Origin of the sequence: Thermobifida halotolerans, assembly GCF_003574835.2 — a bacterium.
Taxonomy (GTDB): domain Bacteria; phylum Actinomycetota; class Actinomycetes; order Streptosporangiales; family Streptosporangiaceae; genus Thermobifida; species Thermobifida halotolerans.
In genome coordinates this window covers 1,119,187-1,144,712 of record NZ_CP063196.1, presented here as the reverse complement: position 1 = coordinate 1,144,712, position 25,526 = coordinate 1,119,187, and the positions used below count along the sequence as shown (strand labels likewise).

23 protein-coding genes are annotated in these 25,526 nt (G+C 71.9%); 8 read left to right on the top strand and 15 right to left on the bottom strand.

Annotated features, from left to right (window positions below):
• Positions 1–446 precede the first annotated feature (446 nt).
• The 11 genes from NI17_RS05050 to NI17_RS05000 form a co-directional block, all read right to left on the bottom strand.
• Complete coding sequence (locus NI17_RS05050; protein WP_068691924.1) at positions 447–2,051, bottom strand: amidohydrolase; 1,605 nt, start codon at positions 2,049–2,051, stop codon at positions 447–449.
• Complete coding sequence (locus tag NI17_RS05045) at positions 2,048–3,184, bottom strand: FAD-dependent oxidoreductase (protein WP_068691922.1); 1,137 nt, start codon at positions 3,182–3,184, stop codon at positions 2,048–2,050. The genes NI17_RS05050 and NI17_RS05045 overlap by 4 nt, the downstream gene beginning before the upstream one ends.
• A gap of 157 nt (positions 3,185–3,341) precedes the next feature.
• Complete coding sequence (locus tag NI17_RS05040) at positions 3,342–4,454, bottom strand: ABC transporter ATP-binding protein (protein ID WP_084012648.1); 1,113 nt, start codon at positions 4,452–4,454, stop codon at positions 3,342–3,344.
• The gene (locus NI17_RS05035) at positions 4,451–5,260 is read right to left on the bottom strand and encodes an ABC transporter permease (protein WP_068691920.1); all 810 of its coding nucleotides are present in this window, start codon (positions 5,258–5,260) and stop codon (positions 4,451–4,453) included. The genes NI17_RS05040 and NI17_RS05035 overlap by 4 nt, the downstream gene beginning before the upstream one ends.
• Positions 5,257–6,165 (bottom strand): ABC transporter permease, encoded by a 909-nt coding sequence (locus NI17_RS05030; protein ID WP_068691918.1) that lies wholly within the window; start codon positions 6,163–6,165, stop codon positions 5,257–5,259. Before NI17_RS05030 ends, NI17_RS05035 begins: the two co-directional genes overlap by 4 nt.
• A gap of 24 nt (positions 6,166–6,189) precedes the next feature.
• Positions 6,190–7,278, bottom strand: coding sequence for an ABC transporter substrate-binding protein (locus tag NI17_RS05025; RefSeq protein WP_068691916.1), 1,089 nt, complete (start codon positions 7,276–7,278; stop codon positions 6,190–6,192).
• Positions 7,279–7,281: 3 nt separating this feature from the next.
• Positions 7,282–7,860, bottom strand: coding sequence for a helix-turn-helix domain-containing protein (locus NI17_RS05020; RefSeq protein ID WP_068691914.1), 579 nt, complete (start codon positions 7,858–7,860; stop codon positions 7,282–7,284).
• 268 nt (positions 7,861–8,128) lie between these two features.
• Positions 8,129–8,269 (bottom strand): hypothetical protein, encoded by a 141-nt coding sequence (locus NI17_RS05015; protein ID WP_199860068.1) that lies wholly within the window; start codon positions 8,267–8,269, stop codon positions 8,129–8,131.
• A 392-nt stretch (positions 8,270–8,661) separates the two neighbouring features.
• Entirely contained in the window at positions 8,662–10,224 is a 1,563-nt protein-coding gene (locus NI17_RS05010) for an acetolactate synthase large subunit (protein WP_068691912.1), read from the bottom strand.
• A 615-nt stretch (positions 10,225–10,839) separates the two neighbouring features.
• Positions 10,840–12,525 carry a DEAD/DEAH box helicase gene (locus tag NI17_RS05005; protein ID WP_068691910.1) on the bottom strand — a complete coding sequence of 562 codons (1,686 nt, stop codon included), beginning with the start codon at positions 12,523–12,525 and terminating at the stop codon, positions 10,840–10,842.
• A gap of 199 nt (positions 12,526–12,724) precedes the next feature.
• Positions 12,725–13,276 (bottom strand): globin domain-containing protein, encoded by a 552-nt coding sequence (locus NI17_RS05000; protein WP_234401964.1) that lies wholly within the window; start codon positions 13,274–13,276, stop codon positions 12,725–12,727.
• Between the two features lie 522 nt (positions 13,277–13,798).
• Here NI17_RS05000 and NI17_RS04995 point away from each other — a divergent pair.
• Positions 13,799–15,556: a class I adenylate-forming enzyme family protein gene (locus tag NI17_RS04995; protein WP_068691907.1), complete on the top strand. Its 1,758-nt coding sequence runs from the start codon at positions 13,799–13,801 to the stop codon at positions 15,554–15,556.
• 63 nt (positions 15,557–15,619) lie between these two features.
• Here the strand turns inward: NI17_RS04995 and NI17_RS04990 are convergent, their stop codons facing one another.
• Both NI17_RS04990 and NI17_RS04985 read right to left on the bottom strand, forming a co-directional pair.
• Entirely contained in the window at positions 15,620–15,859 is a 240-nt protein-coding gene (locus NI17_RS04990) for a type II toxin-antitoxin system antitoxin (RefSeq protein ID WP_068691905.1), read from the bottom strand.
• Positions 15,860–15,869: 10 nt separating this feature from the next.
• The gene (locus tag NI17_RS04985; RefSeq protein WP_068691903.1) at positions 15,870–16,808 is read right to left on the bottom strand and encodes an SPFH domain-containing protein; all 939 of its coding nucleotides are present in this window, start codon (positions 16,806–16,808) and stop codon (positions 15,870–15,872) included.
• An 88-nt stretch (positions 16,809–16,896) separates the two neighbouring features.
• Here NI17_RS04985 and NI17_RS04980 point away from each other — a divergent pair, with 88 nt between their 5' ends.
• Together NI17_RS04980 and NI17_RS04975 are read left to right on the top strand one after the other, a co-directional pair.
• Positions 16,897–17,829 carry an ABC transporter ATP-binding protein gene (locus tag NI17_RS04980; RefSeq protein WP_068691901.1) on the top strand — a complete coding sequence of 311 codons (933 nt, stop codon included), beginning with the start codon at positions 16,897–16,899 and terminating at the stop codon, positions 17,827–17,829.
• Positions 17,826–18,641 (top strand): ABC transporter permease subunit, encoded by an 816-nt coding sequence (locus NI17_RS04975; protein WP_234401961.1) that lies wholly within the window; start codon positions 17,826–17,828, stop codon positions 18,639–18,641. Before NI17_RS04980 ends, NI17_RS04975 begins: the two co-directional genes overlap by 4 nt.
• Before the next feature lie 48 nt (positions 18,642–18,689).
• Here the strand turns inward: NI17_RS04975 and NI17_RS04970 are convergent, their stop codons facing one another.
• Positions 18,690–19,832 (bottom strand): ABC transporter substrate-binding protein, encoded by a 1,143-nt coding sequence (locus tag NI17_RS04970; protein WP_243597617.1) that lies wholly within the window; start codon positions 19,830–19,832, stop codon positions 18,690–18,692.
• Between the two features lie 381 nt (positions 19,833–20,213).
• Here NI17_RS04970 and NI17_RS04965 point away from each other — a divergent pair, with 381 nt between their 5' ends.
• Genes NI17_RS04965 through NI17_RS04950 form a run of 4 tightly spaced genes read left to right on the top strand, consistent with a single transcriptional unit; the run spans position 20,214 to position 23,936 of the window.
• Positions 20,214–22,541 carry a sensor histidine kinase gene (locus tag NI17_RS04965; RefSeq protein ID WP_068691897.1) on the top strand — a complete coding sequence of 776 codons (2,328 nt, stop codon included), beginning with the start codon at positions 20,214–20,216 and terminating at the stop codon, positions 22,539–22,541.
• Positions 22,538–22,981, top strand: a complete 444-nt coding sequence (locus NI17_RS04960) for a roadblock/LC7 domain-containing protein (RefSeq protein WP_068691887.1) — start codon at positions 22,538–22,540, stop codon at positions 22,979–22,981. Before NI17_RS04965 ends, NI17_RS04960 begins: the two co-directional genes overlap by 4 nt.
• Positions 22,978–23,349, top strand: coding sequence for a DUF742 domain-containing protein (locus tag NI17_RS04955; RefSeq protein ID WP_084012665.1), 372 nt, complete (start codon positions 22,978–22,980; stop codon positions 23,347–23,349). Before NI17_RS04960 ends, NI17_RS04955 begins: the two co-directional genes overlap by 4 nt.
• A 14-nt stretch (positions 23,350–23,363) precedes the next feature.
• The gene (locus NI17_RS04950; protein WP_068691883.1) at positions 23,364–23,936 is read left to right on the top strand and encodes a GTP-binding protein; all 573 of its coding nucleotides are present in this window, start codon (positions 23,364–23,366) and stop codon (positions 23,934–23,936) included.
• Positions 23,937–24,047: 111 nt separating this feature from the next.
• Here the strand turns inward: NI17_RS04950 and NI17_RS04945 are convergent, their stop codons facing one another.
• Positions 24,048–24,446, bottom strand: coding sequence for an STAS domain-containing protein (locus NI17_RS04945; protein WP_068691881.1), 399 nt, complete (start codon positions 24,444–24,446; stop codon positions 24,048–24,050).
• A gap of 227 nt (positions 24,447–24,673) precedes the next feature.
• Here NI17_RS04945 and NI17_RS04940 point away from each other — a divergent pair, with 227 nt between their 5' ends.
• Complete coding sequence (locus NI17_RS04940; protein WP_068691880.1) at positions 24,674–25,519, top strand: YwqG family protein; 846 nt, start codon at positions 24,674–24,676, stop codon at positions 25,517–25,519.
• Positions 25,520–25,526: the final 7 nt, after the last annotated feature.

The window sequence follows — 25,526 nt, the reverse complement described above, 5'->3', positions numbered from 1 at the left end:
CTCTGCGGCGCGGTCGGCCGGAGCCGCCGCAGCCTCTCCGACGTGCGAACGCTTTTTCGCCGCCCGTCTCGCGGGCGTCCCCGCAGTTCCGGTCGGCCGACTCGTCCCGGTTCCCCGCCCCTTTTTCCGGGAGCGTCGCCGGGCGGCCCGTACCCGGGGGGCTTCCGGGCGCCTACCTGTCCTTCTTGTGCGGCCGTCGACACCGGAGGTGTTCGCGGGGCCGCGGAAGGCACGTGGGAACGGGTCCCGCCGTCGGTCCTCCGCTCCGTCCGCCGCCTCCGCCGGCGGTGGAGGCGGCGGCCTTGCCGAGCAGGCAGGAGGTGCGGCCGTTCCCGCCGGAGGACATGGGCGCCCGGCGGGGCCGCGGCCACCGGGGACCACGTGGACACGGGAACGGCCGTCGGCGGGCTCCGCTGCCCCGCCGACGGCCGTCCCGGTCCGGTGGTTCAGAGCCCGCCGTGGACGACGCGGCCTCCGATGACGGTGGCCGCGGTGACCATCGAGTCCAGCTCCTGCGCGGGCATCGACCGGGGATCGGTCTCCAGCACCGCGAAGTCGGCGAGCTTGCCCGCCTCCAGTGTGCCCTTCTGCTCCTCCTGGAACGTCGCGTAGGCGGCGTCACGGGTGAACGCGGCGAGCGCCTCGTCGATGCCGACCGCCTCCTCGGGGTCGACGACCACGCCGTTGCGGTTGCGCCGCAGGATCATGCACTGCATCACGAACCACGGGTTGCAGGCGAACGGCTGCGCCCCGGCGGTGTCGGAGTTGCCCACGACGACGCCGGTGAGCGAACGCAGCGTCCGCAGCCCGTACTTGACGGTGTGCGGGGGCAGCCGCCTGCCCGGATCGTCGGGTTCGGCGAACACGAAACTGGGGTTGGGCACCGGGATGCCCCCGGCGTCCACCAGTCGGCGCAGCCGGTCGGCCTCGTACATCTCGTTGCCGAAGTGCTCGACGCGGAAGCGGTGGCCCGTGGTCGAACGGCTGCGCGCGGCCTGCTCGATCGCGCTGACCGCGCACTCCTGGGCGAGGTCGCCGATCGCGTGCACCCACACCTGGAGTCCGGCGTCCATCGCCGCGGCGAGCTCCGCGGTCAGACCGGGCAGGGTCCGGCTGAGCAGGCCCCACGAGTCGGCGGGGCCGCCGATGCCGTTGGACCGGAAGGCGCCGTCCCTGCCTCCGTCCAGGAAGATCTTGACCGCCTGGAGGTGGCAGCGGGAGTCGCCGAACCCGGTGGCGAACCCCAGTCCGGAGAAGTTCCGGGTGTCGACCAGCGCCTGGTGGCCGGGGGCCGCGGTGAGTGCCAGCCCCATGCGCGGGTAGTTCCCGGTCCGCCCCAGCTCCTGGTAGACCCGCACCCCCGCCGCGCTGGCGGCGACCTCGTTGATGCTGGTCACCCCGTTGCGCAGGAACAGTTCGGTGAGGGTCTCGGCGATCGCCGGACGCAGGGCGTCGCGCAGCGGCGGCTCCCAGGCCAGCAGGTCCCATCCCTCCTCCACCAGGCCGGTCAGCTCCCCGCCGGAGTCCCGGTTCAGCCGCATGCCCGGCTCGGCGACGGTGCGCCGGTCGATGCCGCTGACCGCCAGCGCCGCCGAGTTCAACTGGAACTTGTGCATGGACCAGCGCACCGCCACCGGGTGGTCGGGGGCGGCCCGGTCCAGTTCCGCGCGGTCGGGCAGGTCCTGGCCGAACGTGCCCTGCAGCACCACCCACTCGCCGGCGGGCCGTCCCGCGGCCAGGTCCGTGACGGTGCGCAGGACCTCGGCCCGGGACCGGCCGCGCACGTCGGTCCAGAAATGCCGCGAGTAGGTGGTCAGCTCGACGTGGGTGTGGGCGTCGATCAGCCCCGGGACGACGGTCCGGCCGCCCAGGTCGACCACGCGCGAGGCCGGGCGGCGGGTCGCCAGCACCTCCTCGTCGGAGCCGACCAGCACGATCCGGCCGCCGTCCACGGCCAGGGCCGAGGCGACGCGCCGGTCCGCGTCCATGGTGAGGACGGTGCCGTTGACGAACTGCAGCTCCGCGCCCCGCTCCGTGACCTGGGCCGTCACCGGGCCGACTCCTCCTGCTGCGGCACCTCGACGCCGCCGCGCCACCAGTACTCCCAGTGCGGGGAGATCGCGGGGTGCAGTGACATGTCGTGGAAGATCGAGGCGCGGACCGGGGCCAGCTCGGCGGGCCAGGCGTACCCGGCGACGTCGTAGATGCTGGTGAGCCGCTGCACCATGTCGATGCCCGGACGCACCTGGCGCTCCCACTCGGTGAGGCCCTCGGTGATGTCGGAGGCGTCCGCCAGGATGTCGGCCATCCGCCACGCCGCGGCGATGGCCACCCCGGCGCCCTGGCCGAAGTTCGGCGGCTGGGCGTGCGCGGCGTCGCCGATGACGGCCACGCGTCCGGCCGTCCACGAGGTGCACTCGACGTAGGGGTGGGTGTGGTGCACACCCACGTCGTCGCCGACCCGGTCGAAGACGTGCTTGAGGTGGGGGAACTGTTCGGTCCAGTACTCCCGGTCCAGCGGCAGCCGACCGACGCGCTCCTCGCTCTCGGGGCCGATGATGAAGACGTAGGTCTGGTCCTCGGCACACGGGGCGACGCCCACCCGGTGCTGCCCCGACCAGTACTCGGTGCTGTAGGGCCCGTCCGCCTCGGTGCGGGGAATGACGACACGGGTCGCACCGTCCCCGAACATGCCGCGGACCCTGAGCAGTCCCAGGGAGTCGCGCACCGGTGAGTGCACGCCGTCGGCGCCGATGACCAGGTCGGCCCGGACCTCCTCACCGTCGGCGAGGCGGAGCACGCCCTCGGGGTCGGCGCCGGTCACGGTGCGACCGGTGACGAGTTCGGCGCCCGCCTCGACCGCGGCCTCGCGCAGCAGGTTGTGCACGTCGGCGCGCAGGGCGACGAGGAGCCGCTCCTGGCCGAGGTCGCGGTTGACGATGATCGTCTCGGTCTCGTCGACGATGCGCGCGGCTCGGATGCGCACCCCCCGCTCGGCGATGCGCTCGCCGACACCGAGGGCGTCGAAGACGGGAAGGCTGTTCTCCTTGAGGTAGATGCCCGCGCCGAACTCGCGCGGCTCCTGGGAGCGTTCGTAGATGCGGACGTCGAATCCCCTGCGGGCGAGCGCCGCAGCAGCCGCGAAGCCCGCGATGCCAGCACCGGCGACAGCGACGGTAGGCATGATGATCAGGTCTCCAATCAGGAAAGACGGGTTGGAAGGTGCTCGGTGCGGCGATCCGGTGGCCGCTCCTCGCGTGACCGGCGGTTTCCGCCGTCCGGACGGTGGTCGCGCGGAGGGAGTGGTCATATGGCCGGCGGTCCACCGGTTCGCGCGCCTCCTACTCGGTGAGCACGGTGATCTCGGACGCGGGGGCCGACAGTCGACAGGTCCGCCCGGCGACCAGGTCGTCGGTGCCGCGCCAGTCCACGAACGCGGTGACGGGACCGACCCCGTCGACCTGCACGCGGACCTGGCGCTCCTCACCCAGCAGCAGCGACTCGATGACCTCACCGGTCAGGTGCAGGGCGTCGTCGTCGACGCTGAGCCGCAGGCTGCGCGGGCGCACCGCGAGGGTGACCTCTCCCCGTCGCGCGGTGGGCAGTGTGAAGGAGGTCCCGGCCGCGGTGATCTCGGCCGTGTCCGACTGCCCGCCGTCGGCCGCGGTCGCGGGGACGAGGTTGGCGTTGGAGAAGAAGCGGGCGACAAATGTCGAGGGAGGGTTCTGGTAGAGCTGGCTGGGCGGCGCCAGGCCCGCCAGTCCGCCCTCGTGCATGATCGCGACCCGGTCCGACAGCGCGAGCGCCTCCTCCTGGTCGTGGGTGACGAAGATGATCGTGGTTCCCACCTCGCGGTGGACCCGCCGGATCTCCTCCTGCATCTGCAGGCGCAGGCTGCGGTCGAGGGCGCCGAGCGGCTCGTCCATCAGCAGCAGTTGCGGCTCGTAGGCCAGGGCCCGGGCGAGCGCGACACGCTGCTGCTGGCCGCCGGAGAGCTGCTGGGGCTTGCTCCTGGCCTTGTCCGGCAGCCCCACCAGCTCCAGCATCTCGGCGACCCGCCGGGTGCGGCGGGCCGGTTTCCAGCCGCGCATCCTCAGACCGTAGGCGACGTTGTCGGCGACGGTCAGGTGCGGGAAGAGGGCGTACTGCTGGAACACCATGCCCAGGTCGCGCTCGGCGGGGCTGAGGTGGGAGATGTCCCGACCGCGCAGCAGGATCCGCCCGCTGTCGGGAGTGTCGAAGCCGGCGAGGATGCGCAGGAGGGTGGTCTTGCCGGAGCCGCTGGGCCCCAGCAGGGTGAGGAACTCTCCGGCGCCGAGGTCCAGGTCCACGCTGCGCAGCACCTCGTGGTCGCCGAACGACTTGCACAGGGAGCGGATACGCAGCGCGATGTCGGGATCCGCGGTGGTGTGGTCCATCTCTGTCCTCTGCGGGGCGTTGAGCGTGTAGGTCATCGTGATCTCCCTCGGAGAACAGTCGCGCCGAGCATGAGTCCTGCGGTCACCACCATCAGCAGGGTGGCCACCGCGGTGATGGCGGGGTCCACACCGAACTGGACCGAGTCGAAGATGTACTTCGGCAGGGTGACCAGCCCGGGACCTCCGAGGAAGGTGATGAACACCGCCTCGTCGAAGCTGAGGATGAAGGCGAAGATGGCGGCGGCCAGGATCGCGGGGAGCAGCAGCCGGGCGGTGATCCCGGTCCAGGCGCGGACCCGGCTGGCGCCCATCGTCATCGCGGCGAGCTCCAGTTCGGGGCGGATCTGGTCCATGGCGGTGCTCAGCAGGATGATCACCAGCGGGATCGCGTGGACGGCGTGGGCCACGACGATGCCCCAGAAGGTGCCCAGGAGGCCGAACTCGGCGAACACCGCGTACATGCCGACCGCGTAGGCGGCGATGGGGAACAGCATGGGGGCGACCCCCGCCGACTCCACCGCCATGGTGCCCGGAACCCTGCCCCGTTTCAGGGCGAACATCGCCGGGACCACGACGGCGAGGGCCACCACCGCCGTCGCCGCCGCGATCTCCAACGACAGGGTGATCGGACGAATCCAGGTGTCCGAAGTCATCACCTCGACGTAGCGGTCGGTCCCCCAGCTCTGCGGCGGGAACATGATGTAGGGATCCTCGGAGAAGGAGAGCACTCCGATGAAGGCCGCCGGCAGGACCATGAATCCCAGGAAGACCGCCACCACCGCCCGACCGGCGAACCTGGCCAGCCCGTCGAGCAGCCTGTCGACGCTCGTGGTCGTCGTCATCCCAGTCCTCCCCGGATCGCTTTCAGACCCACCGCCCTGATGGTGACCGCCAGCGTCGTCAACGCGATGACGAGCAGGATCACCGAGGTGGCGGCGGCTCGGGGATAGTCGAAGAAGCGGAAGATGTCGTCGCTGATCACCGTGGCGATGAACGGCGTCTGCGCACCGCCCAGCAGCACCGGGGTCACGTAGAACCCGATGGACATCGCGAAGACGATGGCGCAGCCGGCGATGAGACCGGGCCGGATCAGCGGGAGCACGATCCCGCCGAAGGCGCGCCGCTCCGAGGCCCCCATGCCCCTGGCCGCGTTGAGCAGGTCCAGGTTCACCATGGACACGCTCGGATACACCGCCAGGAAGGCGTAGGGGAGCATCGTGTAGGTCATGCCGAGCACGACGGCGGTGGGTGTGTACATCAGTTCCAGCGGCTCCTGGACCGCGCCGACCCGCAGCAGGAGGGAGTTGATCGGTCCCTCGCGCGCCAGCAGGAGGGCGAAGGCGTAGTTCTTGACCACCACGCCCATCCAGAACGGCAGCAGCACCGCCGCCCAGACCAGTGCCTTGACCCATCCCCGTCGCGTGGTGCGCAGCGTCCAGGCCATGGCCGTGCCGCCGACCACCGCGAGGACCATGACGACCGCGGAGTCCAGCAGGGTGACCCCGATCGCGCGGCGGACGGCTCCCGAGGAGAGCGCGGCGCCGTAGTTGCCCGGTCCGTCCCCCATCGTCACCGAGTCCCAGACCAGCGTGATCAGGGGGTAGATGACGAAGAGCGCGATCGCGACGCCCAGGGGAGCCACCATGAAGAGGGCCGTACGCAGGGGAAGCGTGCTGCTCCAGGGCTTCGTCTTTTCGGTCGTGCCACGCCCGGTGGGGACCGGGCGCTCGGTTGTGAGACTCATCATCGTGGCCCTTCCGTCAGGTCACCGCTAACCGCGGAGGAATTCCTGCCAGCGGCGGTTGACCTCTTCGGAGTTCTCGGCGTACCACTGGTAGTTCAGCGTGGTGAGCTGCGCGCGGTTGTCCGGCCAGTCGGCGAGCTGGGTCTTGAACTCGTCGTCCATGTAGTCGAAGGCCTCGGGGTGGGGCACCGAGTACTTGGTGTGCTCGGCCCACTTGGCCTGCGCCTCGGGGTTCTTGGCGACCCACTCCAGGAACTGGAAGGCCGCCTCGCTGTGGGGGGCGTCGGTCGCGACGTTCCAGAAGCCGGGGTTGTAGACGCCGCCGCTCCACTGCACCTCGATGGGCTGCCCGTTCTCGGCGAGCCCGAAGGCGCGTCCGCTGTAGGCGATGCCCATGTCCACCTCGCCGTTGCGGAACGCCTGCTCCATCTGGTCGCCCGACTCCCACCAGACCTTGACCTCGGGCTTGATCTCCTCCAGCGTGGCGAAGGCCCGGTCCATGTCGATCTCGTGGGTGGGGATGTCCTCGGCCGGGACTCCGGCGGCCATCTCCGCGAGGCTGAGGTTGAGCAGCGGGAGCGTGGAGATCATCTGCCGCCGCTGCGGGTGGGCGTCGGTGTCGAAGAACGCCTCCTGGCTGTCGGGGCAGTCGGCGACCTCCTCGGTGTTGCACGCGATGACGTAGCCGAGGTTGGAGAAGGTGAACCCGAACTCCTCGACCGCCTCCTCGCCGAGGACGCCCTCCAGTTCGGTCCGCAGGTCCTCGGGCAGCGGCTGGATGAGCCCGTCGTGCGCCATCTGGTAGGCGTCGGGAGCCGAGGTGGAGTCCAGCAGGTCCCACTGGACGTTGTCCGCCTGCTGCTGGGCCTCCAGGTTGGCCGCGTACTTGCCGGGAGCGTCGACGATCTCCACCTCGATCCCGGTCTCCTCGGTGAACGGGTCGGCGAGGTGGGTGCGGGTGGCCTCGGTGAAGTAGGCTCCCCAGCTGGCCACGACGAGGGTCTCCTGCTCACCGGAGGCGGAGTCGGAGCCGCCGCAGGCCGTGGCCAGCACGACCACCGACAGGGTGACCGCCGCGCTCTTGGCCGCGGCCCCTCTCTTCTTTCGGAAGTCCATGAACTATTCCTCTTCTTCCTTCTTGTGTCCTGGCGGCCCGATGATCCACAGGGCTTCGGCTGATTCGGAGCCCACGTTGACGACCTTGTGCGGGATGCCGCTTCGGAAACTGATCGAGTCGTCCTTGCCCAGGACAAAAACCTCTGAGGCGAGTTCCACGCGAAGCCTTCCGGTGAGGACAACGATGATCTCGTCGGAGTCGCCGTGCGTGTACTGCTGGCTTCCCGTGGATCCGTCGACGTCCATCACCACGTGGAAGACCTCGATGTGCTCCAGCGGCCTCGGGGTGAGCAGCAGTTTGACCGCGTTCTCACCGAAGGGGATGCGCGGGCGGTCCTCGGCGCGCAGCACGCCGTTCCCGCTGCCCTTCCCGGTGTCGAAGAGGTCCCCCAGTGGGATGCCCAGCGCGGAACTGATGCGCCGCAGCGAGGAGATGCTCGCCTGTGTGGCGCCGCGCTCGAACTGACTGAGGAAGCTCTGCGAAAGCCCGGTCTGCCGCGACATCTCCCTGAGGGTCAGTCGACGCTGCTGCCGCAGAGTACGGATCCGCGGCCCCAGGGATTCCAGGCCATCATTCGACACCTCGGCTTCATCCTTACTGTATCCAGTATTGTCTTTACTGAACGGGTAAACTAACACTGAACATCTCTTCAGTCAATAAGAACTTTTTGCTGTTAGATTCATGTTTCGGGAGCATCTCGTTTCGGACACCCCTCAGTCACGAATTCGGGCACAGTGGCCCTGAACAGGCGCTCCACGGGGGAAGACAGAGAGGCGGCGGACTCGGCCCCGCCGCCTCTCCCCGTCCGTACCGGCTCTCGACCGTTGGCGAGAACGGGGTGTGTGCCGGTCAGTGGCCGCAGGCGGTGAGTGAGCGTTCGACGGGCGCGTCGATCAGCCAGTCGCGCCGGATCGTGGCGTCGGGCGCGCGGCTGCGCCGGCGTAGCCAGGAGGAGACCTCCGCCGCCGGGGCGGGCCCGTCCTTGCGCACGGGGCGGACCAGCGCAGGCCCCGACCGCGCGGTCGGCCGCAGCGTCACGGGCGCCGGGGCACGCGGTTGCCGGTAGCCCCGGAGCGGCAGGGCAGGCGTGGGAAGGGGTGACCCCTCCGGTGCGGGGCCGGACGCGGCCACCGGCGCCCGTCATCGCAGCGCGGCGGTACCTGGACCACTGCCCCACCGGTCCGGCGTCGGTGAGCGGACGGGGCCGTCCCCGACGATGCAGCGGGCCAGCGCGAGGCGTCCGGCGGGGGTCAGGCGGGCGTTGGCGTGGGCGGTGTGGGGCAGAGGGGGCCTTCCGGTTCGGGTGGACGCCGCAATCCACACCGATCCCGAAGGCCCCCTCTGCGTGTGTCAGCCGGGGCGGGTGTCACCAGCCTCCATGATCAGAACACCTGGGGGGTCGGCGCCACGACGGCCTCGACCAGCCGGGGGCCCGGCTCCGCGACGGCCGCCGCGAAGTGGGCGGCGAACTCCTCCGCGGTGCGCGCCCGTACGGCGGGGACTCCCATGCCCCTCGCCAACGCGACGAAGTCGAGCGCCGGGTCGCCCAGGTCGAGCAGGCTCCGCGCCGCCGTGCCGGAGGCGGCCGCCCCCACCTTCCGCAACTCCTCGGTGAGGATGCCGTAGGAGCCGTTGTTGACCACCACGGTGGTCACGTCCAGGCCCTCCCTGGCCTGGGTCCACAGCGCCGAGAGGGTGTACATGGCGCTGCCGTCGGCCTCCAGGTTGACCACCCTGCGCCCCGGCGCGGCGACCGCCGCGCCGACGGCCAGCGGCATCCCCTGGCCGATCGCTCCGCCGGTCAGGGCGAGCCAGTCGTGCGGCGGGGCGCCCCCGGTCGCCGCGAGCATCGCGGCGCTCGCGGTGACCGACTCGTCCACGACGACCGCGTCCTCGGGCAGCAGCGCGCCCACCGCGGCCGCGAGCGAGGCGACCGTGAGCGCGCCGCCGGGCCTGTCGGGCCGCCGTACGGGCCGCGCGGCGGAACCGGTGCGCGCGCCGACGAGGTCGGCCAGGTCCGCGAGCGCGCCGTCGGCGTCGTCGCCGTCCGCGGCCAGGACGTGCACCGTGCAGCCCTCGGGCCGCAGGTCGCCGGATTCGCCGGGGTAGGCGAAGAACGCCACCGGGGAGCGCGCGCCCACCAGGACCAGGTGCTCGGCCCCGGCCAACTGGGCACGGGCCTGCTCCCCCCGGTAGGCCAGGCGCGGCACCGCCGCGACCCCCGCCCCGCGCTCCTGGCGGGCGGGGAACGTCTCGGCGTACAGCCGCGCCCCGGTTGCGCGCGCGATACGGTCGGCCGCGTCGAGAGCCGGCCGGCGCAGGGCCCGTCCGCCCAGCAACAGGACGCACCGGTCCCCCGAACGCAGCGCCTTCGCGACCGACTCGACCGTCTCGGCGGGGGCCGGCGAGGGCCGGCGGACGCCGACCGGTGGGGCGGGCCGTCCGCCCTCGCTCCAGGACACGTCGGCCGGGAGGATGAGCGTGGCCACCCTTCCGGGAGGGGCCGCCGCCGCGGCGACCGCCTCGGCGGCGTCCGCCGCGACGTCCGCGCTGCGCAGCGAGCGGCGTACCCAGCCCGACACCGCCCCCGCCATCGCGTCGATGTCGGACTCCAGGGGGGCGTCCAGGCGCTTGTGGTGGGTGGCGTGGTCGCCGACGACGGCGACGACGGGGGAGTCGGCGCGTCTGGCGTTGTGCAGGTTCGCCAGCCCGTTGCCCAGGCCGGGGCCCATGTGCAGCAGCACCGCCGCGGGCCGGTCCGTCATCCGCGCGTAGCCGTCGGCCGCCCCGGTGGCGACCCCCTCGAACAGGCACAGCGTGCCGCGCATCCGCGGGACGTGGTCCAGGGCGGCCACGAAGTGCATCTCCGAGGTTCCGGGGTTGGCGAAACACACCTCCACCCCGCTGTCGACGAGGGTCTGGATCAGCGCCTGTGCACCGTTCATGTCGCTCCCTACCGCTTGGGGACGGGCGCTCCCCTTCTTCCGCTCCCGCCGCCACGCGGTCACCGGGAGGGGAGGAGCCTGCCGCCGAGATCGTGAACCGTCCACAGGGCCGTCCCGGTCGGGCGGGGTGTGGGCAGGAGCCGGGTGGGGCGGCTGGCGGGATCGCCGACCTCCCGTCCGCCCCGGCCACGGGCGGGGCGGGGGACGACGGCGTCGCTGAGCCTGGCAGCAGCGTCTCACCTGGCGTTTCCCGCATGCTACTCCGTCGCGCCCGGGGCGGGATCCTCCGGTGCCCACCGCACGGCGGGGCCACGGAAGGCTCAGTGGCGGACCGGCCGATCGCGCCGAAGGCCTCTCCATCCGCCGGACGGGGGCGGTCCGGTCTCCGCGAGCGGGTGAGGACACCCGGCTCTTCTCCCCGGCCGCGCGACCGCTTTCCCACCCCCGGTCCGGCACTGGACCGGCTCGGCCGCGAGCACGGGACGGCGGCGCGCATCCCGACCGGCCTCCGGGAGTCGCTCCCCACCCGGAGTCCGGCAGCACCGATCGGCTCCCGGAGGCGCTCCGCCCGAGGCGGCGCGCCGGCCCGCGCCCCGGCGGGGCGCGGGCCGCGGCTCAGAAGCGCTCGCGGCGCACCACGGTGCGGCGGCCCTTGATGGTGCTGTTCTTCAGCGCGGCGATCACCCCGTCGGCGGTGTTCTCGGGTACCTCGACCAGGGAGAAGCGGTCGGCGATCTCGATGGCGCCGATGTCGCGCCCGCTCAGTTGGGTCTCCCCCGCGATCGCGCCGACCAGGTCCTGGGGGCGCACCCGGGCGTTGCGGCCGATACCGACGAACAGGCGGGTCATGCCGTCCGACGGTCCCCGACCGCGCCGGTCCCCGCGGCCCGGTCCGCTGCGCCGTCCTCCCCGTCCCGGACGGTCGCGTTCGGGACGGAGGGTGGGCTCGGGGATCTCCTCGTCCTCGGTGACGGCACCGCCGGCCTCGTGCGCCAGCTTCACCGCGGCCAGCGCGATCTCCATGATGTCGAACTCCTCGGCCAGCGGCTCCACCACGACGCGGAAGCGCTCGAGGTCGAGGTCCTCCTCCACGAGGCTCTCGTACAGCGCGGCGCGGGTCAGCTCCATGCGCCGGGCGTGCAGGTCGGCGACGGTCGGCAGCTTCTCGACGGTGATCTGGCCGTTGGTCTCGCGCCGGATGGTCTTGAGCATCCGGTGCTCGCGCGGCTCCACCAGGGTGATCGCCACGCCCTCGCGCCCGGCCCGGCCCACCCGGCCGATGCGGTGCACGTAGGTCTCGGTCGCCGAGGGCACGTTGTAGTTGACCACGTGGGTGAGGTGCTCGACGTCGAGACCGCGGGCGGCCACGTCGGTGGCCACGAGCAGGTCGGCGGTGCCGCTGCGCAGCCGGCCCATGACGCGGTCGCGCTGCTCCTGGCTCATGCCGCCGTGCAGCGCCTCGGCGCGGTAGCCGCGGGCGTTGAGGGTCTCGGTGAGCTGGTCGACCTCCTCGCGGGTGCGGCAGAACACCAGCGCGGCGGTGGGCGACTCCACGTCCAGTACCCGTCCCAGCGCGGCGGGCTTGTACGGGCGCGCCACGACGTAGGCGTTCTGGCGGACCTTCGGCTCCTCGCCGGGGGCGGGGGCCTCGCGGGCGATGCGCACCCGGACCGGGTCGTGGAGGTGGCGGCGGGCGATGCCGTCGATGCGTTCGGGCATGGTCGCCGAGAACAGCACCATCTGCCGTTCGGCGGGGACCTCCTCGACGATCGCCTCGATGTCCTCGGCGAAGCCCATGTCGAGCATCTCGTCGGCCTCGTCCAGGACGACCATCCGCACGTCGTCCAGGACGAGCGTGCCCCGGCCGATGTGGTCGAGCGCGCGTCCGGGGGTGGCGACGACGACGTCGACGCCGCGCTCCAGCGCCCGAAGCTGCCGTCCGATGGGCTGGCCGCCGTAGATGGGCAGCACCCGTGCGCCGATGTTGCGGCCGTAGCGGTGCAGTGCCTCCGACACCTGCAGCGCCAGTTCGCGGGTGGGGACCAGCACCAGCGCCGAGGGGGCGTCGCCCCGGGCGCCGTCGGGCAGCCGCTGCAGGATGGGCAGGGCGAACGCGGCGGTCTTGCCGGTTCCCGTCGCGGCCTGGCCGAGCAGGTCGTGGCCCTCCATCAGGGGTGGGATCGCCTCGCGCTGGATCGCCGTGGGCTCCTCGTAACCGAGGTCGGACAGCGCTCCCAGCAGTTCTGGTCGGAGTCCCAGGTCGGCGAAGCCGAACTGTTCGTCAACGGTGTTCTCGGTCATGTTCCGGCTCCTCGTCTCTGACACGGACGCACGGGACCGGCCGAAGGCATCGGCGCCTCACCCCGCGCTCACAACGGCCCCTTACCGTGCGATCCACCCTCGCTCAGCACGGTCAGCCGCCGCGAACCCGGACGGGTGCGGAAGAACCGGGGATAAGGGACATCCGCGCCCGCCCGCGGTGGGGCACGGAGAAGACCGCTCAAGAAGCCACTGTAGGTTTACCATTCCCCTCACCCGAACGCGGACCGGCATGCCCGCCGAACCGTCGAAGTTCGTGTTCCGGACGCATCCGCCCGGAGGAGCGGGCGGCGGCCTCCGCCGCGCCGGTGAGCATGGCCGCGGAGATCCACTCGTAGACGGTGACCCACGCCGAGCCCACCGAGGGCGTCCACTCCGGGGAGACGTCCCGGGCCGCCTCGACGAGGGCGTGGCCCACGCAGCGGTACTCCTCCGGGCCCAGGCCCCACCTCATGTAGTGGTGACCGCCCAGTTCACGCAGGCGGTCCCAGGTGTCACCGGGCTCGTCGAGGTGGCGGACCGCCTCGACGAGGACCCTGGCCATGCGGACGTGCTGCGTCTCCATGTCCGGGGGAAACAGCCTCTCACAACTCGGCAGCAGCCGGAACAGGTGGTGGTAGAAGCGTTCGGCCAGCGGTTCCGGCTCCTCCAGCAGGTTCGCGCAGACGGCCTGGACCGCCTCGAGGGTCCTGGGTCCGAGGGGAGGCAGTCCACGGGGCACCGCGACAGACATAGCGCTTTCTTCTCCTTCTTCCAGTTCTGCCGGAACTTTTCCGGCGCCATCCGGCCGGTGTTTCCCGCGGGATCGGCCCGATTTCGGGAAATCCCACCGGAGAAACCGCCCGCTCCCTTTTCCGGAGAATGTCCAATGACCCCAAAGAACCTTCTCCACCTGGCGTGACGCCGTTCCGGAAAAGACCCTAAACCGTTGCTTCACACCGGGTTCACCCGAGTGCAACCTCCGGGACATAAGGCCTTTTCCGGGCGGGCGCGCCGCCTCGGCCTTCGGGACTTTCGCCCCTGGCACCGCCGGCCCGCGCGCGTTCCTCCCGGCGTTCTCGACACGCTGCGGCGCGGGGCGACCGCGGAACGGGGCCGCGCACCCGCCGGAGGACGGGTGGTTTCACCGACTGCGACCGCCACCCCCCTGTGATAGACATCACGGAGAACCAGGGCGACCGACCAGTCGGTTCCGCGTGTCGACGACCACCGGACGCCTCCGGGCCCCACCGTTGCGAGAGATTCCGGAGCAGCCATGAGCGCCACCGAGTCCCCGTCTCCCGCCTCTCCGTCCGCACTCCGATCGATGAACTCGGCCACCGTCCAACTGCTGTACTCGGGGTCCCGGTTCGAGATGGCCCGGGTCGACGTGGCCGGGGTGCCCACCCGGGTCTGGGCCGACGCCAGACCCCACCTGCGCGCCGTGCTGGAGAGCAGCCTGGAGCACGGCGACCGTCCCGCGCTCGTCTTCGGGGAAGAGCGGATCTCCCACGCCGAGCACTTCCGCCGCGCCGCGGCCCTGGCCCGCAGACTCGTCGAGGACTACGGCGTGGCCAGGGGCGACCGGGTCGCCCTGGCGATGCGCAACTACCCCGAGTGGGTCACCGCGTTCTTCGCGGCCACGAGCGTCGGCGCGATCGCGGTGCCCGTCAACGCCTGGCTGAGCGCCCCCGAAATGGAGTTCGTCCTCCGCGACAGCGGGGCGAGCGTGCTCGTCGCCGACGCCGAACGCCTGGACCGGCTCGGCGATGTGCTGGGGAGGCTGCCGCTCCCGGTGATCGCGGTGCGCTGCGCGCGCCCGCTGCCCGAGGGCGTGCGCGCTTGGGAGGAGATACTCGGTGAGGTCGCCGACGACGCCGCCCTGCCGGAGACGGACCTGGCCCCCGACGACCCCGCCACGCTCTTCTACACCTCGGGCACCACCGGCAACCCCAAGGGCGCGCTGGGTTCGCACCGCAACATGGTGAGCAACGTGCTGTCCATGGCGTTCATGAAGGCCCGCACCCTGCTGCGGCTGGGCGCCGACCTCGACGACGCGCTCGCACTGACCTTCGACGCGGCCCCCTCGAAGGTGCTGTGCGCGCTGCCGCTGTTCCACGTCACCGGCGCGCAGGCGGTCATGCTGCCCACCCTGTCCGCGGGGGGTGCCCTGGTGCTGATGCGCAGGTGGGACGCCGAGACTGCGCTGGAGGTGATCGAGCGGGAGCGCGTCAGCGGCATGACCGGGGTGCCCACGATGCTGACGCAGCTGTTCGCCGCGCCGAGTTTCGCCAGACGCGACCTTTCCAGCCTGGTGTCGCTGGGCAGCGGGGGCGCGCCAGCCGCGCCCGCGCTGGTGGAGCGGGCCCTGCGCGGCGGTCTGCGGCCGGACGCGACGCTGCTGGGTGCCGGGTACGGGCTGACCGAGTGCTCGGCGACGGCCGCAGTCAGCTACGGCCCCGACTACCTGGCCCGTCCCGACAGCGTCGGCATGCCCGTCCCGGTGGTGGACGTCCGCATCGTCGGCCCCGACGGCGCGGACCTGCCGCCCGGCCGGGTCGGGGAGATCTGGATCAGCGGTCCGGGGGTGGTGCACGGGTACTGGAACCGTCCCGAGGAGACCGCCGCGACCTTCGTCGACGGCTGGCTGCGCACCGGCGACCTGGGGCGGCTCGACGACGCGGGGTTCCTCTACGTCGTGGACCGCGCCAAGGACATGATCCTGCGGGGCGGCGAGAACGTGTACTGCGCCGAGGTGGAGGCCGCACTCCAGGAGCACCCCGCGGTGCTGGACGCGGCCGTGGTGGGCGTACCGCACGAGGAGTTGGGCGAGGAGGTCGGCGCGGTGGTGCGGGTGGTCGCCGGGACGCCGCCGGACGCCGAGGAACTGCGCGCGTTCCTGTCCGGGCGGCTGGCCGCCTTCAAGATCCCCTCGCGGATCATCACCACCGCCGACGAACTGCCCCGCAACGCCGCCGGGAAGCTGCTGAAGCGGCGGATGCGCGACGAGGTGGCCTGGACGCTGGCCGACTGACCGCACCGGGGCCGAACGGCCCCGCCGGGCGGGTGCCGGCGGGGCCGTTCGCGGTCGCCGGGGTCAGGGGCGGCGGTCGTCGTCGGGGGGATGGGCCTCGGGGTCGGCCTGTTTGGGGGGGCGGCCCCGTCGGGGGATGGCCCCGGCCTGTCTGGGCATCCGGCCCGCGTCGGTCAGCGCACGACGCAGCAGGAACTCGATCTGCGCGTTGGTGCTGCGCAGTTCGTCACCGGCCCATCGGGCGAGCGCGTCGTACACCGCCGGGTCGAGCCGGAGCAGGATCTTCTTGCGCTCACTTGCCACCGGTCCGACCTTACGAGTAGAGCGTTCCCGTGTTGACGACGGGCTGGGTGGCCCGGTCGGCGCACAGCACCACCAGCAGGTTGCTCACCATCGCGGCCTTCCGCTCCTCGTCCAGTTCCACCACGTCCTGCTCGGCCAGGTGGCTGAGCGCCGAGTCCACCATGCCCACGGCGCCCTCGACGATGCGCTGGCGCGCGGCGATGATCGCGCCCGCCTGCTGGCGCTGCAGCATCGCCTGGGCGATCTCCGGGGCGTAGGCCAGGTGGGTCAGCCGCGACTCGATGATGCGCACGCCCGCGGACTCCACCCGCTCGGCGATCTCGGTGGACAGCTTCTCGGTGATCTCGTCGGCGTTGTCGCGCAGGGACAGCCGGTCGGTGTCGTCGTGGTTGTCGTAGGGGTAGTTGTTGGCGATGTGGCGGACGGCCGCCTCGGTCTGGGTGCTGACGAACTGGACGAAGTCGTCCACCTCGAACACGGCGCGGGCGGTGTCCCGGACCTGCCAGACCACGACGGCGGCGATCTCGATGGGGCTGCCGCCGGCGTCGTTGACCTTCATGACGGCGGTCTCGTGGTTGCGGATGCGGGTGGAGACGGGTTTGCGGGTGCTGATGGGGTTGACCCAGCGCAGTCCGGCGGTGCGGACGGTGCCGGTGTAGCGGCCCAGGAACTGGACGACCCGTGCCTCGTTGGGGGCGACGACCGTCAGCCCGAAGCTGAGAAGGACGCCGACGAGGAGCAGCAGCACGCCCGCGACGAGGAGCACCACGGCGCCCGCGCCCATGGCGTCGACGGCGGCCGTGTACAGGCCCCCGGCGGCCGCGGCGCCCCCGGCCAGCACCAGCGCCAGCGCCAGCGCGAACATCGCCAGTCCCGGCAGTCCGTCGGCGGTCCGCTCCCGCACCTGGGGCTCGGGCATCTCCACCCCCGGAGTGGCTTCCAGGTTCATCGTGTCTTCCCTTCTCTGCCGTGTGATGACTCAAAGCTAGCATTGTGATATCACTTTTTCTAGCCCAGTCAGGAAGGAACGGACCGCGATGATCCGAGTACGCGGACTCACCAAGCGCTACGGCGACACCCTCGCCGTCGACCACCTCACCTTCGACGTCAACCCCGGTGTGGTCACCGGCTTCCTCGGCCCCAACGGCGCGGGCAAGAGCACGACCATGCGGATGATCCTCGGCCTGGACACCCCCACCTCCGGCACGGCCACGGTCAACGGCCGCCGCTACCGCGACCTGTCCGCGCCGCTGCACGAGGTCGGCGCGCTGCTGGACCCCGGCGCGGCCCATCCGGGACGCACCGCCCACGCCCACCTGCTGTGGCTGGCGCGCGGCGCGGGCCTGCCCCGCCGCCGCGTGGAGGAGGTGCTCGACCTGGTCGGCCTCTCCTCGGTCGCGGGACGGCGCGTGGGCGGCTTCTCGCTGGGCATGCGCCAGCGTCTGGGCATCGCCGCCGCGCTCCTGGGCGACCCCGGGGTGCTGCTGTTCGACGAACCCGTCAACGGCCTGGACCCCGAGGGCATCCTGTGGGTCCGCGGGCTGCTCGGGGACCTGGCCGCCGAGGGGCGCACCGTCCTCGTCTCCAGCCACCTGATGAACGAGATGCAGGCCACCGCCGACCACGTGCTCGTCATCGGACGCGGACGGCTGATCGCCGACATGGGCGTGGCCGAACTCACCGCGCGCGGCGGTTCCGGCGGCGTGCGGGTGGCCAGCGCCGACCCCGCCGCCCTGACCGCGGCGCTCGCCGAGGAGGGCGCCTCGGTCCGCTCCGGCGACGGCGACGCACTGCTGGTGGGCGGCCTGGACGCCGCGCGCGTCGGCGAGATCGCCCTGCACCGCCGCATCGCGCTGCGCGAGCTCACCCCCCAGCGCACCAGCCTGGAGGCCGCCTTCATGGAACTGACCGCCGGAAGCGTCGAACACCGCTCCGGTTCCGCCCCGACCCCCGAAGGGAGACCGTCTTGACCACGACCACCGCCGCGCACGCCCCCGCCTCCGGCCTGGGAGCGGCGATCCTCGCGGAGTGGACCAAGCTCTGGTCGCTGCGCTCCACCTACGTCTGCCTCGTCCTGACCCCGGTGATCGGCGTCGGGCTGAGCTCGCTGGTCGCCCTGGGCGTCGGCGCGACCGGCCCCGAGGCCTTCCCGGAGGGAACCGACCTGACCGGGCAGGCCGCGGCACTGGCCTACGTCGGTCCGGTCTTCGGGGTGATCGCGCTCGTCGTGCTCGCCGCCCACCTCTCGGCCGGGGAGTACCCGAGCCAGATCAGGCTCACCCTCGCGGCGCACCCGCGCCGCTGGCGGGTGCTGGCCGCCAAGACCGCGGTCCTGCTCGCCGTCACCCTGGCCGCCGGATTCGTGACCGCCTTCTCCGCCTTCCTGGCCTCCCAGGCCGTCCTGGACGCCTTCGACATGCCCACGGCGGGCCTGACCGACGCCGAACGGCTGCGCACGACCCTGCTGCTGGGCGCGACGTTCCCGCTCTTCCCGCTGCTGACCCTGGGCCTGGGCGTCCTGCTGCGCGGCTCGGCCGGCGCGATCACCGCCTCCCTCGCGGTGATGCTGCTTCCCCCGATGTTCGGCGGCCTGCTGCCCGCCGACGTGCAGCGGCACGTCCTGCGCTACCTCCCGGCCAGCGCCTGGGACAACGTCACGGGCATCACCTCCCCCGACCTGCCGGGGCACATGGACTTCTGGCCCGCGCTGGGAGTGGTCGCCGCCTGGATCGCGCTCTGCCTGGGCGCGGCCCTGTGGGCGCTGCACCGCAGGGACGTCTGACTCCTCCCTCGGCGCCGACGCCGGTGCGGTCCCGCTCCGGTGTCGGCGTCAGCGTGCCGGCGGGTCGATCCAGTGCTCGGCCAGGTGGCGTTCGGCGCGCCCGGTCTGCTCGGCCGTCAGCGTCACCAGCGGCTCCTCGGCGGCGGGCAGCGCGGCCAGCGCCCGGGTGTCGACGCTGCCCTGCGCCGCCATCGCCTCGAGACGCACCGGGCGGACGAGTCCGCCGAGGCGGATGTTCTGCCCCTCGTCGGAGAGGACGAACTCCTGCCACAGGCGGGCCGCCGCCGGGTGCGGGGCGTCCCGGTTGATCGCCTGGCAGGAGGTGAAGCCGACGGCCGCACCCTCGGGGACCACCACCCGCCAGTCGGCCCGGCCGGCCAGCTCGGCCGCCCGCCGCAGGTTGGCGTGCTCCCAGTCGACGACGACGGGGACCTCGCCCGAGGCGATGGCGTCCGGGGACGGGGCGGCCGTGCGGAGGCGGCCCGTCCGGGCTGGTCCGGCGAGGAGGCGCACGCCCGGAGCGACGTCGTCGGCGTCGCCACCGCTGCCCAGGGCGGCCATCACCACGCCGAAGAACGCGGACTCGTCCCGCCTGGGGTCGCCGTCGAGGGCCACCGCGCCCCGGCGGGCCGTCGCCAGCAGGTCCTCCACCCCCTCGGGGGCGGGGACCTCGTCGGCGTCGAAACCGACCGACATGCGGACGGTGTGGTCCCCGACGTACCTGCCGCCGGGGTGCCTGCTGTCCTCGGGAACGTCGTCCCAGGTCTCGACCCGGTACTCGGCGAGGCGCGCGGCGGCGTCGGCGGCGGACGCCAGGCGGAGGTCGAACACGTCGGGGGCGCGGTCGGTTCCCGCCCGGCGCGCCGCGACGTCGAGTTGCTCCTCGTCGGAGGCGTCCGGGGCGGCCGGGTTGACCTTGATGCCGTACTTCCGCTCGAAGGCGGCGACCATCTCCCCGTGGTCGGTCCGCTCCGGCGGCAGGGCGACGACGTTGAGTTCTCCCTCGGCCTGCGCGGCCCGGATGAGTTCGTCCATCCCGCCGAGCTCCGCGGCCGACGCCGCGGTCGCCACCGCGTCGCGTCCGGAGCCGTCGGTCCGCGGCGGGGGAGACGCGCACGCCGTGAGCAGGAGAACGCCCAACACGACGGGAACCGTCCGCGCCCGGACCGAGCCCTCCGGTCGGTTTCGCATGCGCGCACACCACGTCACCGAGCGCTACCCTCCGACGCCACGCCGCCACTTCCCGGTCCCCGACAGAGGGGACCGTCCCGCCACCGCTTCCCCGAACCCGCGGCGACGAGCCCTCCTTGACGACAACTTGACGGCAACCAGAGCACTATTGCAACAACCACCTGGTAGTTTGCACCAAATACACCAACTGTCAGAGATTTCCGGTGGTCTGAGTCACCGACGGTAGTGACTTACCTCCTAAACTGGGCTTGCCATATTCCGCCAACAACGGTTAGCTCAGGAAGCTCAGACGGAGTTTTCCGTTTCCCGAAAGGACATCCGGACCGCACCTTCCGTATGTCCTCCGCACAGCTATCCCCCACCCGTACTCAGAGCGAGTCCATGACGAAAGAGCAGCGCCGTCCCCTCCACCGCGTGCGTCTCCTGAGCAAAGAACAGCGCGGTACCATCCGCGCCCGCCTCCTCGCGCTGGCGCTCATCCCGAGCAGTGCCCTGCTGATCTTCTGGGTCGGCACCATCGTCACACCGGTGAGCACCCTCTTCTCCCTCCACCAGAGCACCACGTTCGTGGAGGAGGCGGGGGTGCCCGCTCTGGAGGTCATCTCCGCGCTCCAGGCGGAGCGCCACTCCACGATGGAGTACCTCGCCCTCTCCGAGGCCGAGAGCGGCGAGAACATCCTCACTCCCGAGCTGCGGCAGGACCGTCTGGCCACCGACACGGCCGTCGCCGACTTCCGCGCCGGGATCGAGGAGGCCGGCCTGTCCGGATTCCCAGGGGAGACCCGCGACCGCATCGACCGGTTCCTCACCACCCTGGAGGTCCTCTCCCCGCACCGCGACGTCCTCGACTCGTCCACCCCCGTCCGGTCGGGCGCCGCCTCCACCTACGACGAGGCGATCGAGGCCGGTCTGCAACTGTGGGACATCCAGGAGAAACTGGTCGACGGCGGGCTGACCCACGAGGTGCGCAACCTCACCTCCCTGGTCCGGGCGCGCGAACTGCTCTCCCAGGAGGACGGCCTGCTGACCTACGCCAGCGCCTCCGGCACGTTCACCGCCGCCGACCACATCGACTTCGCGGCCGCGGTCGGCGCCCAGCGCTACCTGTACACCCAGATCGCCCCCGAACTCAGCGGGACGGACCGGTCGGCCTACGACGCCGTCATGGGAAGTTCCCACTTCCGCACCGTGCAGACGCTGGAGAACGAGACGGTCCGGATCGGCGCCACCGCCGAGGGCATCCCCATCGACATCCAGTCCTGGGAGTCCGCCCGGGAGACACTGGACCAGTCCTTCCAGAAGCTGGAGGAGGACCGCGCCGCCGCCCTCGTGGAGCAGAGCCAGGCCTCCGCCCTGCGACTCACCCTCCTCCTCGCACTGCTCAGCCTCGTGACCCTGGCCGTGACCGTGGCCTCCGTGGTCTTCAGCTCGCGGACCGTCACCTGGCTCAACCGGCGTCTCGGAGCACTGCGCGAGGCCACCCTGGACTACGCGCACTCCCGCCTGCCGTCGATCACCTCGCGGCTGCGCTCCGGGGAGGAGGTGGACGTCGCCACCGACGCCCCGCCGATCCCCGTCGAGATCAACGACGAGATCGGCCAGGTCACCGAGGCCTTCAACACCGCACAGCGCGCCGCCGTGGACTCGGCGACCCAGGAGGCGAAACTGCGCGAGGGCGTGCGCAACGTCTTCCGCAACATCGCGCGCCGCGCCCAGACCCTGGTGCACCGCCAGCTCAGCCTGCTGGACTCCCTGGAGCAGTCCGAGACCGACCCGAAGGTGCTGGAGTCGCTGTTTCGCATCGACCACCTGAGCACCCAGATGCGGCGCAACGCCGAGAACCTGATGCTGCTGACCGACGACCGGCCGTCCCGCAAGGCCGGTGAACCGCTGAGCCTGGCCCAGGCGGCGCGCGCGGCCTCCAGCGAGATCGAGGACTACTCCCGGGTCAAGCTGCTGCCGATGCCCAACGTGCGGATCAGGGGACAGGTCGCCGGGGACACCGTGCGGCTGCTGGCCGAGCTGCTGGAGAACGCCACCTCCTTCTCCCCGCCCAACACCACGGTCACGGTGCGCGGCGAGGCGCTGCCCCACGGCAGCTACGCCCTGGAGGTCGAGGACCGCGGCCTGGGCATGCTCCCCCAGGGCTACGCCGACGCCAACGAACTGCTCAGCGGCTCCGTCCAGCGGTTCAACCTCGCCGACATGCGCGAGGACTCCCAACTGGGCCTGATCGTGGTCGCCACCATCGCCCAGCGGCACGGCCTGAAGGTCACCCTGCGCCCCTCCCCCTACAACGGGACCCAGGCGATCATCGTGTTCCCGCCCGAGGCGGTCGACACCGAGGCCGCGTCCCCGCCCGCGGTCGAGCCCGCGCGCAGCGCCCCCGCCGAACTGGAGGCGCCCGCCGCGGCGGCCACCGAACCCGCTCCCACCGCCCCGGTGCCCACGGCCCCGGCCGAGTCCACCGCGCCGCCCTCCCCCGGGGCCTCCGCCGACCCCGACACCTACAAGGGCCTGCCGCGTCGCAGGCGCTCCCACCGACGTTCCCAACCGACTCCACCGGCACCCGCACCGTCCATCTCCCGACCGGTCAGCACCGACCGGTCGCTGGAGGAGATCCGGCAGATGATGAACGCCTTCCAGCGAGGCACCCGGACCGGACGCGCCGAAGGCAACACCGATCAGCCCAACAGGGAGACGCGATGACCGAGCAGACGACCACCCGTTCCACCTCCTCCGAGCTGGACTGGCTGCTGACCGATCTGGTGTCCCGGGTCGCCGGGGCACGCGAGGCCGTGCTGCTGTCCGCCGACGGGCTGCTGCTGTCGGCCTCCAACGGCATGGACCGGGAGCGCGCCGAGCGGATCAGCGCCATCGCCTCGGGCTTTTCCAGCCTGGCCCGGGGAGCGAGCAAGCAGCTGGGCGCGACCGAGGTCCGCCAGACCGTGGTGGAGATGGACAACGTCTTCCTGTTCGTGCTCTCCGCGGGCCACGGCGCGTGCCTGGCCCTGGTGGCCGACTCCACCTGCGACGTGGGGCTGGTCGCCTACGAGATCAACCGGCTGGTGCGCCAGGTGGGGCCGCACCTGTCCACGCTGCCCCGGCACCGGCGTCCGGCGCACGGCCGCCCGGCCGAGGGGCTCTGAGCGCCGTGTCCGCTCCCGGCTCCCCCGACGACGCTGGTCGGCTGATCCGACCATATTCGCTGACGCGGGGACGCACCCGTCCCTCGCGTTCCGATTTCGCGATGACCTCCCAGGTCGTGGCGGTGCCGACCGTGACGCCGCCCACCGACCTGGAACCCGAGCACCACCTGATCCTGCGCTCGTGCGCCGCTCCCGCCTCGGTGGCCGAACTGGCCTCGCGCACCGGCCTGCCGCTGGGAGTCCTGCGCATCCTGCTGTCCGACCTCCTCGACGGCGGACACGTCATGGTGCACGAGTCGCAGTGGCAGCGGAGGCGACCGGATGTGCACACCCTGAGAACGGTCCTCGACCGCATCCGTGCGCTGTGAAAGGAGACCCCTTCATGTCCGATAGGGTCGGGGCCGTTCCCGACGCGTTGAAGATCCTGGTGGCCGGCGGGTTCGGCGCCGGGAAGACCACGCTGGTGTCCGCTCTCAGCGAGGTGGAGTCGCTGCACACCGAGGAACTGGTCACCGCCGAGAGCATCGGTGTGGACGACCTCCACGGGGTGGAGGCCAAGACCACCACCACCGTCGCGTTGGACTTCGGCCGCATCACCCTGGACGAGCACACCGTCATCTACATGTTCGGCACCCCGGGGCAGCGCCGCTTCGCCTTCATGTGGGAGGAGTTGGCCGAGGGCGCGCTGGGGGCGATCGTCCTCGCCGACACCCGCCGTCTGGAGGACTGCTTCGAGACGATCGACTTCTTCGAGCAGCGCGACGTGCCGTTCATCGTCGCGGTGAACTGCTTCGACGGCGTGCGCACCCACATGCCCGCGGATGTGCGGGTCGCGCTGGACGTGGACCCCAACGTCCCCGTGATGCTGTGCGACGCGAGGGAGCGCGAGTCGGTCAAGCGGGTGATGATCGAACTGGTCTCCCACATCCTCGAACTGGAGTTGTCGGGGGCCTGAGGACCCGGAGAGGGCGGCCCGCCGTGCCGGGCCGCTGCCGTCTCGGATGCCGCGCCGCGGAGAGGGAGGCTGGACCGCCCGCCGCACGGCGCGGCCCGGCAGGCGCACCGGTCACTCGTAGCCGCGGACGCCCGTGAAGGGCCCCTCCTCGTAGCGCTGGTGGGCGGTGTGGACCAGGGCCGCCTCGACGATCGGGTAGACCTCGAAGACGCGGTCCAGGCCCAGCGGCGCGCTCAGGATGCGCTCGACCGCGGCCGACGGCTCGGCCAGCACCATGTGCCGCCCCTCCCAGGTCATGACGCGGCAGCACTCGATCAGCGCGCGCACGCCGCTGACGTCCATGAACTCCACCCTGGACAGGTCGACGACCAGACAGTGGCATTCGGGGCGGTCGGTGGCGTGCAGCAGCGCAGCGCACAACTGGGTGGCGTTGGCGATGTCGATCTCGCCGCGCACGGCGAAAACGACCGCCTCACCACACGGAAAAGACTCCTGACTCTGTCCGGACACGCCGCCACGCCCTCCCTCTCGACAACGCTCGCCGTTCCCCCCGTAACCCACGATCGTATCCGTCCGGGGGCCGCCGCACCGCGAGAAGCACAAAACCGAAGGGATTTGCGGCCGTTCTTCACTGATTGGTGCATTCTGGCGTTCCCCGTGGTCGACGTGATTGTCTGAACCGACCGTTTCCTTCCGCTCCGGTTGCCGTGCCGGGGCGACGACCCCCGAGGAGTGCCGTGTCCCCCTCCGCCGACTCCGTGCCGGACCCCCTGGAGGTCTTTCCGGAACTGCGGGAATTCGGCCGCCCCGCGCTGCTGCTGAATCCGCGGCTGAGCGGCCGCGCGCTCACCCCGCGCGACAGTTCGGTGGGCGGCCCGCTGCTGTGGCCCGCCGACGCGCCCTGGCCGACCTGCTCGCTGGCACACCTCGTGAAACTGCCCGAACCCCCGGGCACCGAGGAGGTGGTCTTCGACGAACCGGTCGCCCTGCAGCCGGTGCTGCAACTGTTCGCCCGCGACCTGCCCGAGGGCTGGAGCCTGCCCGAGGGGGCCGCAGTGCTGCAGGTGCTGTGGTGCCCCAACGAGCACGCCGAGACACCCGAGTCGTTCGGGAACCTCTTCGCCCCCTCGATCGCCATCCGCTGGTGGCACGGCACCGGCCTCGCCGATCCCCTGGAGGACCCCCCCGTCCCGCACACGAGAGATCCCAGCTACGACCTCTCCGGCTGTCCCGGCGGCACACTGACCCCCGAAAGCACCGTCGACCACCCCTCGGTCTTCGCCCTGCCGGACTCCCTCGCCGACCGGATCCGCGCCTGGGAGGAGGAGACCGGCGCGGTGGGCCGCTACATCGACGACACGGCGTCGCTTTCGGGGCTGAAACTCGGTGGACACCCGAGCTGGGGAGTGACCGACCCCTTCCCCATGCACTGCGCCGAGTGCGGGACCGACCTGGAACACCTGCTGCAGATCGACACCATCAGTCTCGGTGAGACACTTATCTTCCTGGGCCGGGGCTACTCGCTGAGCGTCTACCGCTGCCCGACCTCCCTGGCCCACCCGCACCGCGTCAACATCCAGTGACGTCCGC

Excerpts from the sequence above, each read along its gene's own strand:
- NI17_RS05045 (WP_068691922.1), bottom strand. The coding sequence starts at position 3,184 with ATGCCTACCGTCGCTGTCGCCGGTGCTGGCATCGCGGGCTTCGCGGCT.
- NI17_RS05040 (WP_084012648.1), bottom strand. The coding sequence starts at position 4,454 with ATGACCTACACGCTCAACGCCCCGCAGAGGACAGAGATGGACCACACC.
- NI17_RS05035 (WP_068691920.1), bottom strand. The coding sequence starts at position 5,260 with ATGACGACGACCACGAGCGTCGACAGGCTGCTCGACGGGCTGGCCAGG.
- NI17_RS05030 (WP_068691918.1), bottom strand. The coding sequence starts at position 6,165 with ATGATGAGTCTCACAACCGAGCGCCCGGTCCCCACCGGGCGTGGCACG.
- NI17_RS05025 (WP_068691916.1), bottom strand. The coding sequence starts at position 7,278 with ATGGACTTCCGAAAGAAGAGAGGGGCCGCGGCCAAGAGCGCGGCGGTC.
- NI17_RS05010 (WP_068691912.1), bottom strand. The coding sequence starts at position 10,224 with ATGAACGGTGCACAGGCGCTGATCCAGACCCTCGTCGACAGCGGGGTG.
- NI17_RS05005 (WP_068691910.1), bottom strand. The coding sequence starts at position 12,525 with ATGACCGAGAACACCGTTGACGAACAGTTCGGCTTCGCCGACCTGGGA.
- NI17_RS05000 (WP_234401964.1), bottom strand. The coding sequence starts at position 13,276 with ATGTCTGTCGCGGTGCCCCGTGGACTGCCTCCCCTCGGACCCAGGACC.
- NI17_RS04995 (WP_068691907.1), top strand. The coding sequence starts at position 13,799 with ATGAGCGCCACCGAGTCCCCGTCTCCCGCCTCTCCGTCCGCACTCCGA.
- NI17_RS04985 (WP_068691903.1), bottom strand. The coding sequence starts at position 16,808 with ATGAACCTGGAAGCCACTCCGGGGGTGGAGATGCCCGAGCCCCAGGTG.
- NI17_RS04980 (WP_068691901.1), top strand. The coding sequence starts at position 16,897 with ATGATCCGAGTACGCGGACTCACCAAGCGCTACGGCGACACCCTCGCC.
- NI17_RS04970 (WP_243597617.1), bottom strand. The coding sequence starts at position 19,832 with ATGCGAAACCGACCGGAGGGCTCGGTCCGGGCGCGGACGGTTCCCGTC.
- NI17_RS04965 (WP_068691897.1), top strand. The coding sequence starts at position 20,214 with ATGACGAAAGAGCAGCGCCGTCCCCTCCACCGCGTGCGTCTCCTGAGC.
- NI17_RS04960 (WP_068691887.1), top strand. The coding sequence starts at position 22,538 with ATGACCGAGCAGACGACCACCCGTTCCACCTCCTCCGAGCTGGACTGG.
- NI17_RS04950 (WP_068691883.1), top strand. The coding sequence starts at position 23,364 with ATGTCCGATAGGGTCGGGGCCGTTCCCGACGCGTTGAAGATCCTGGTG.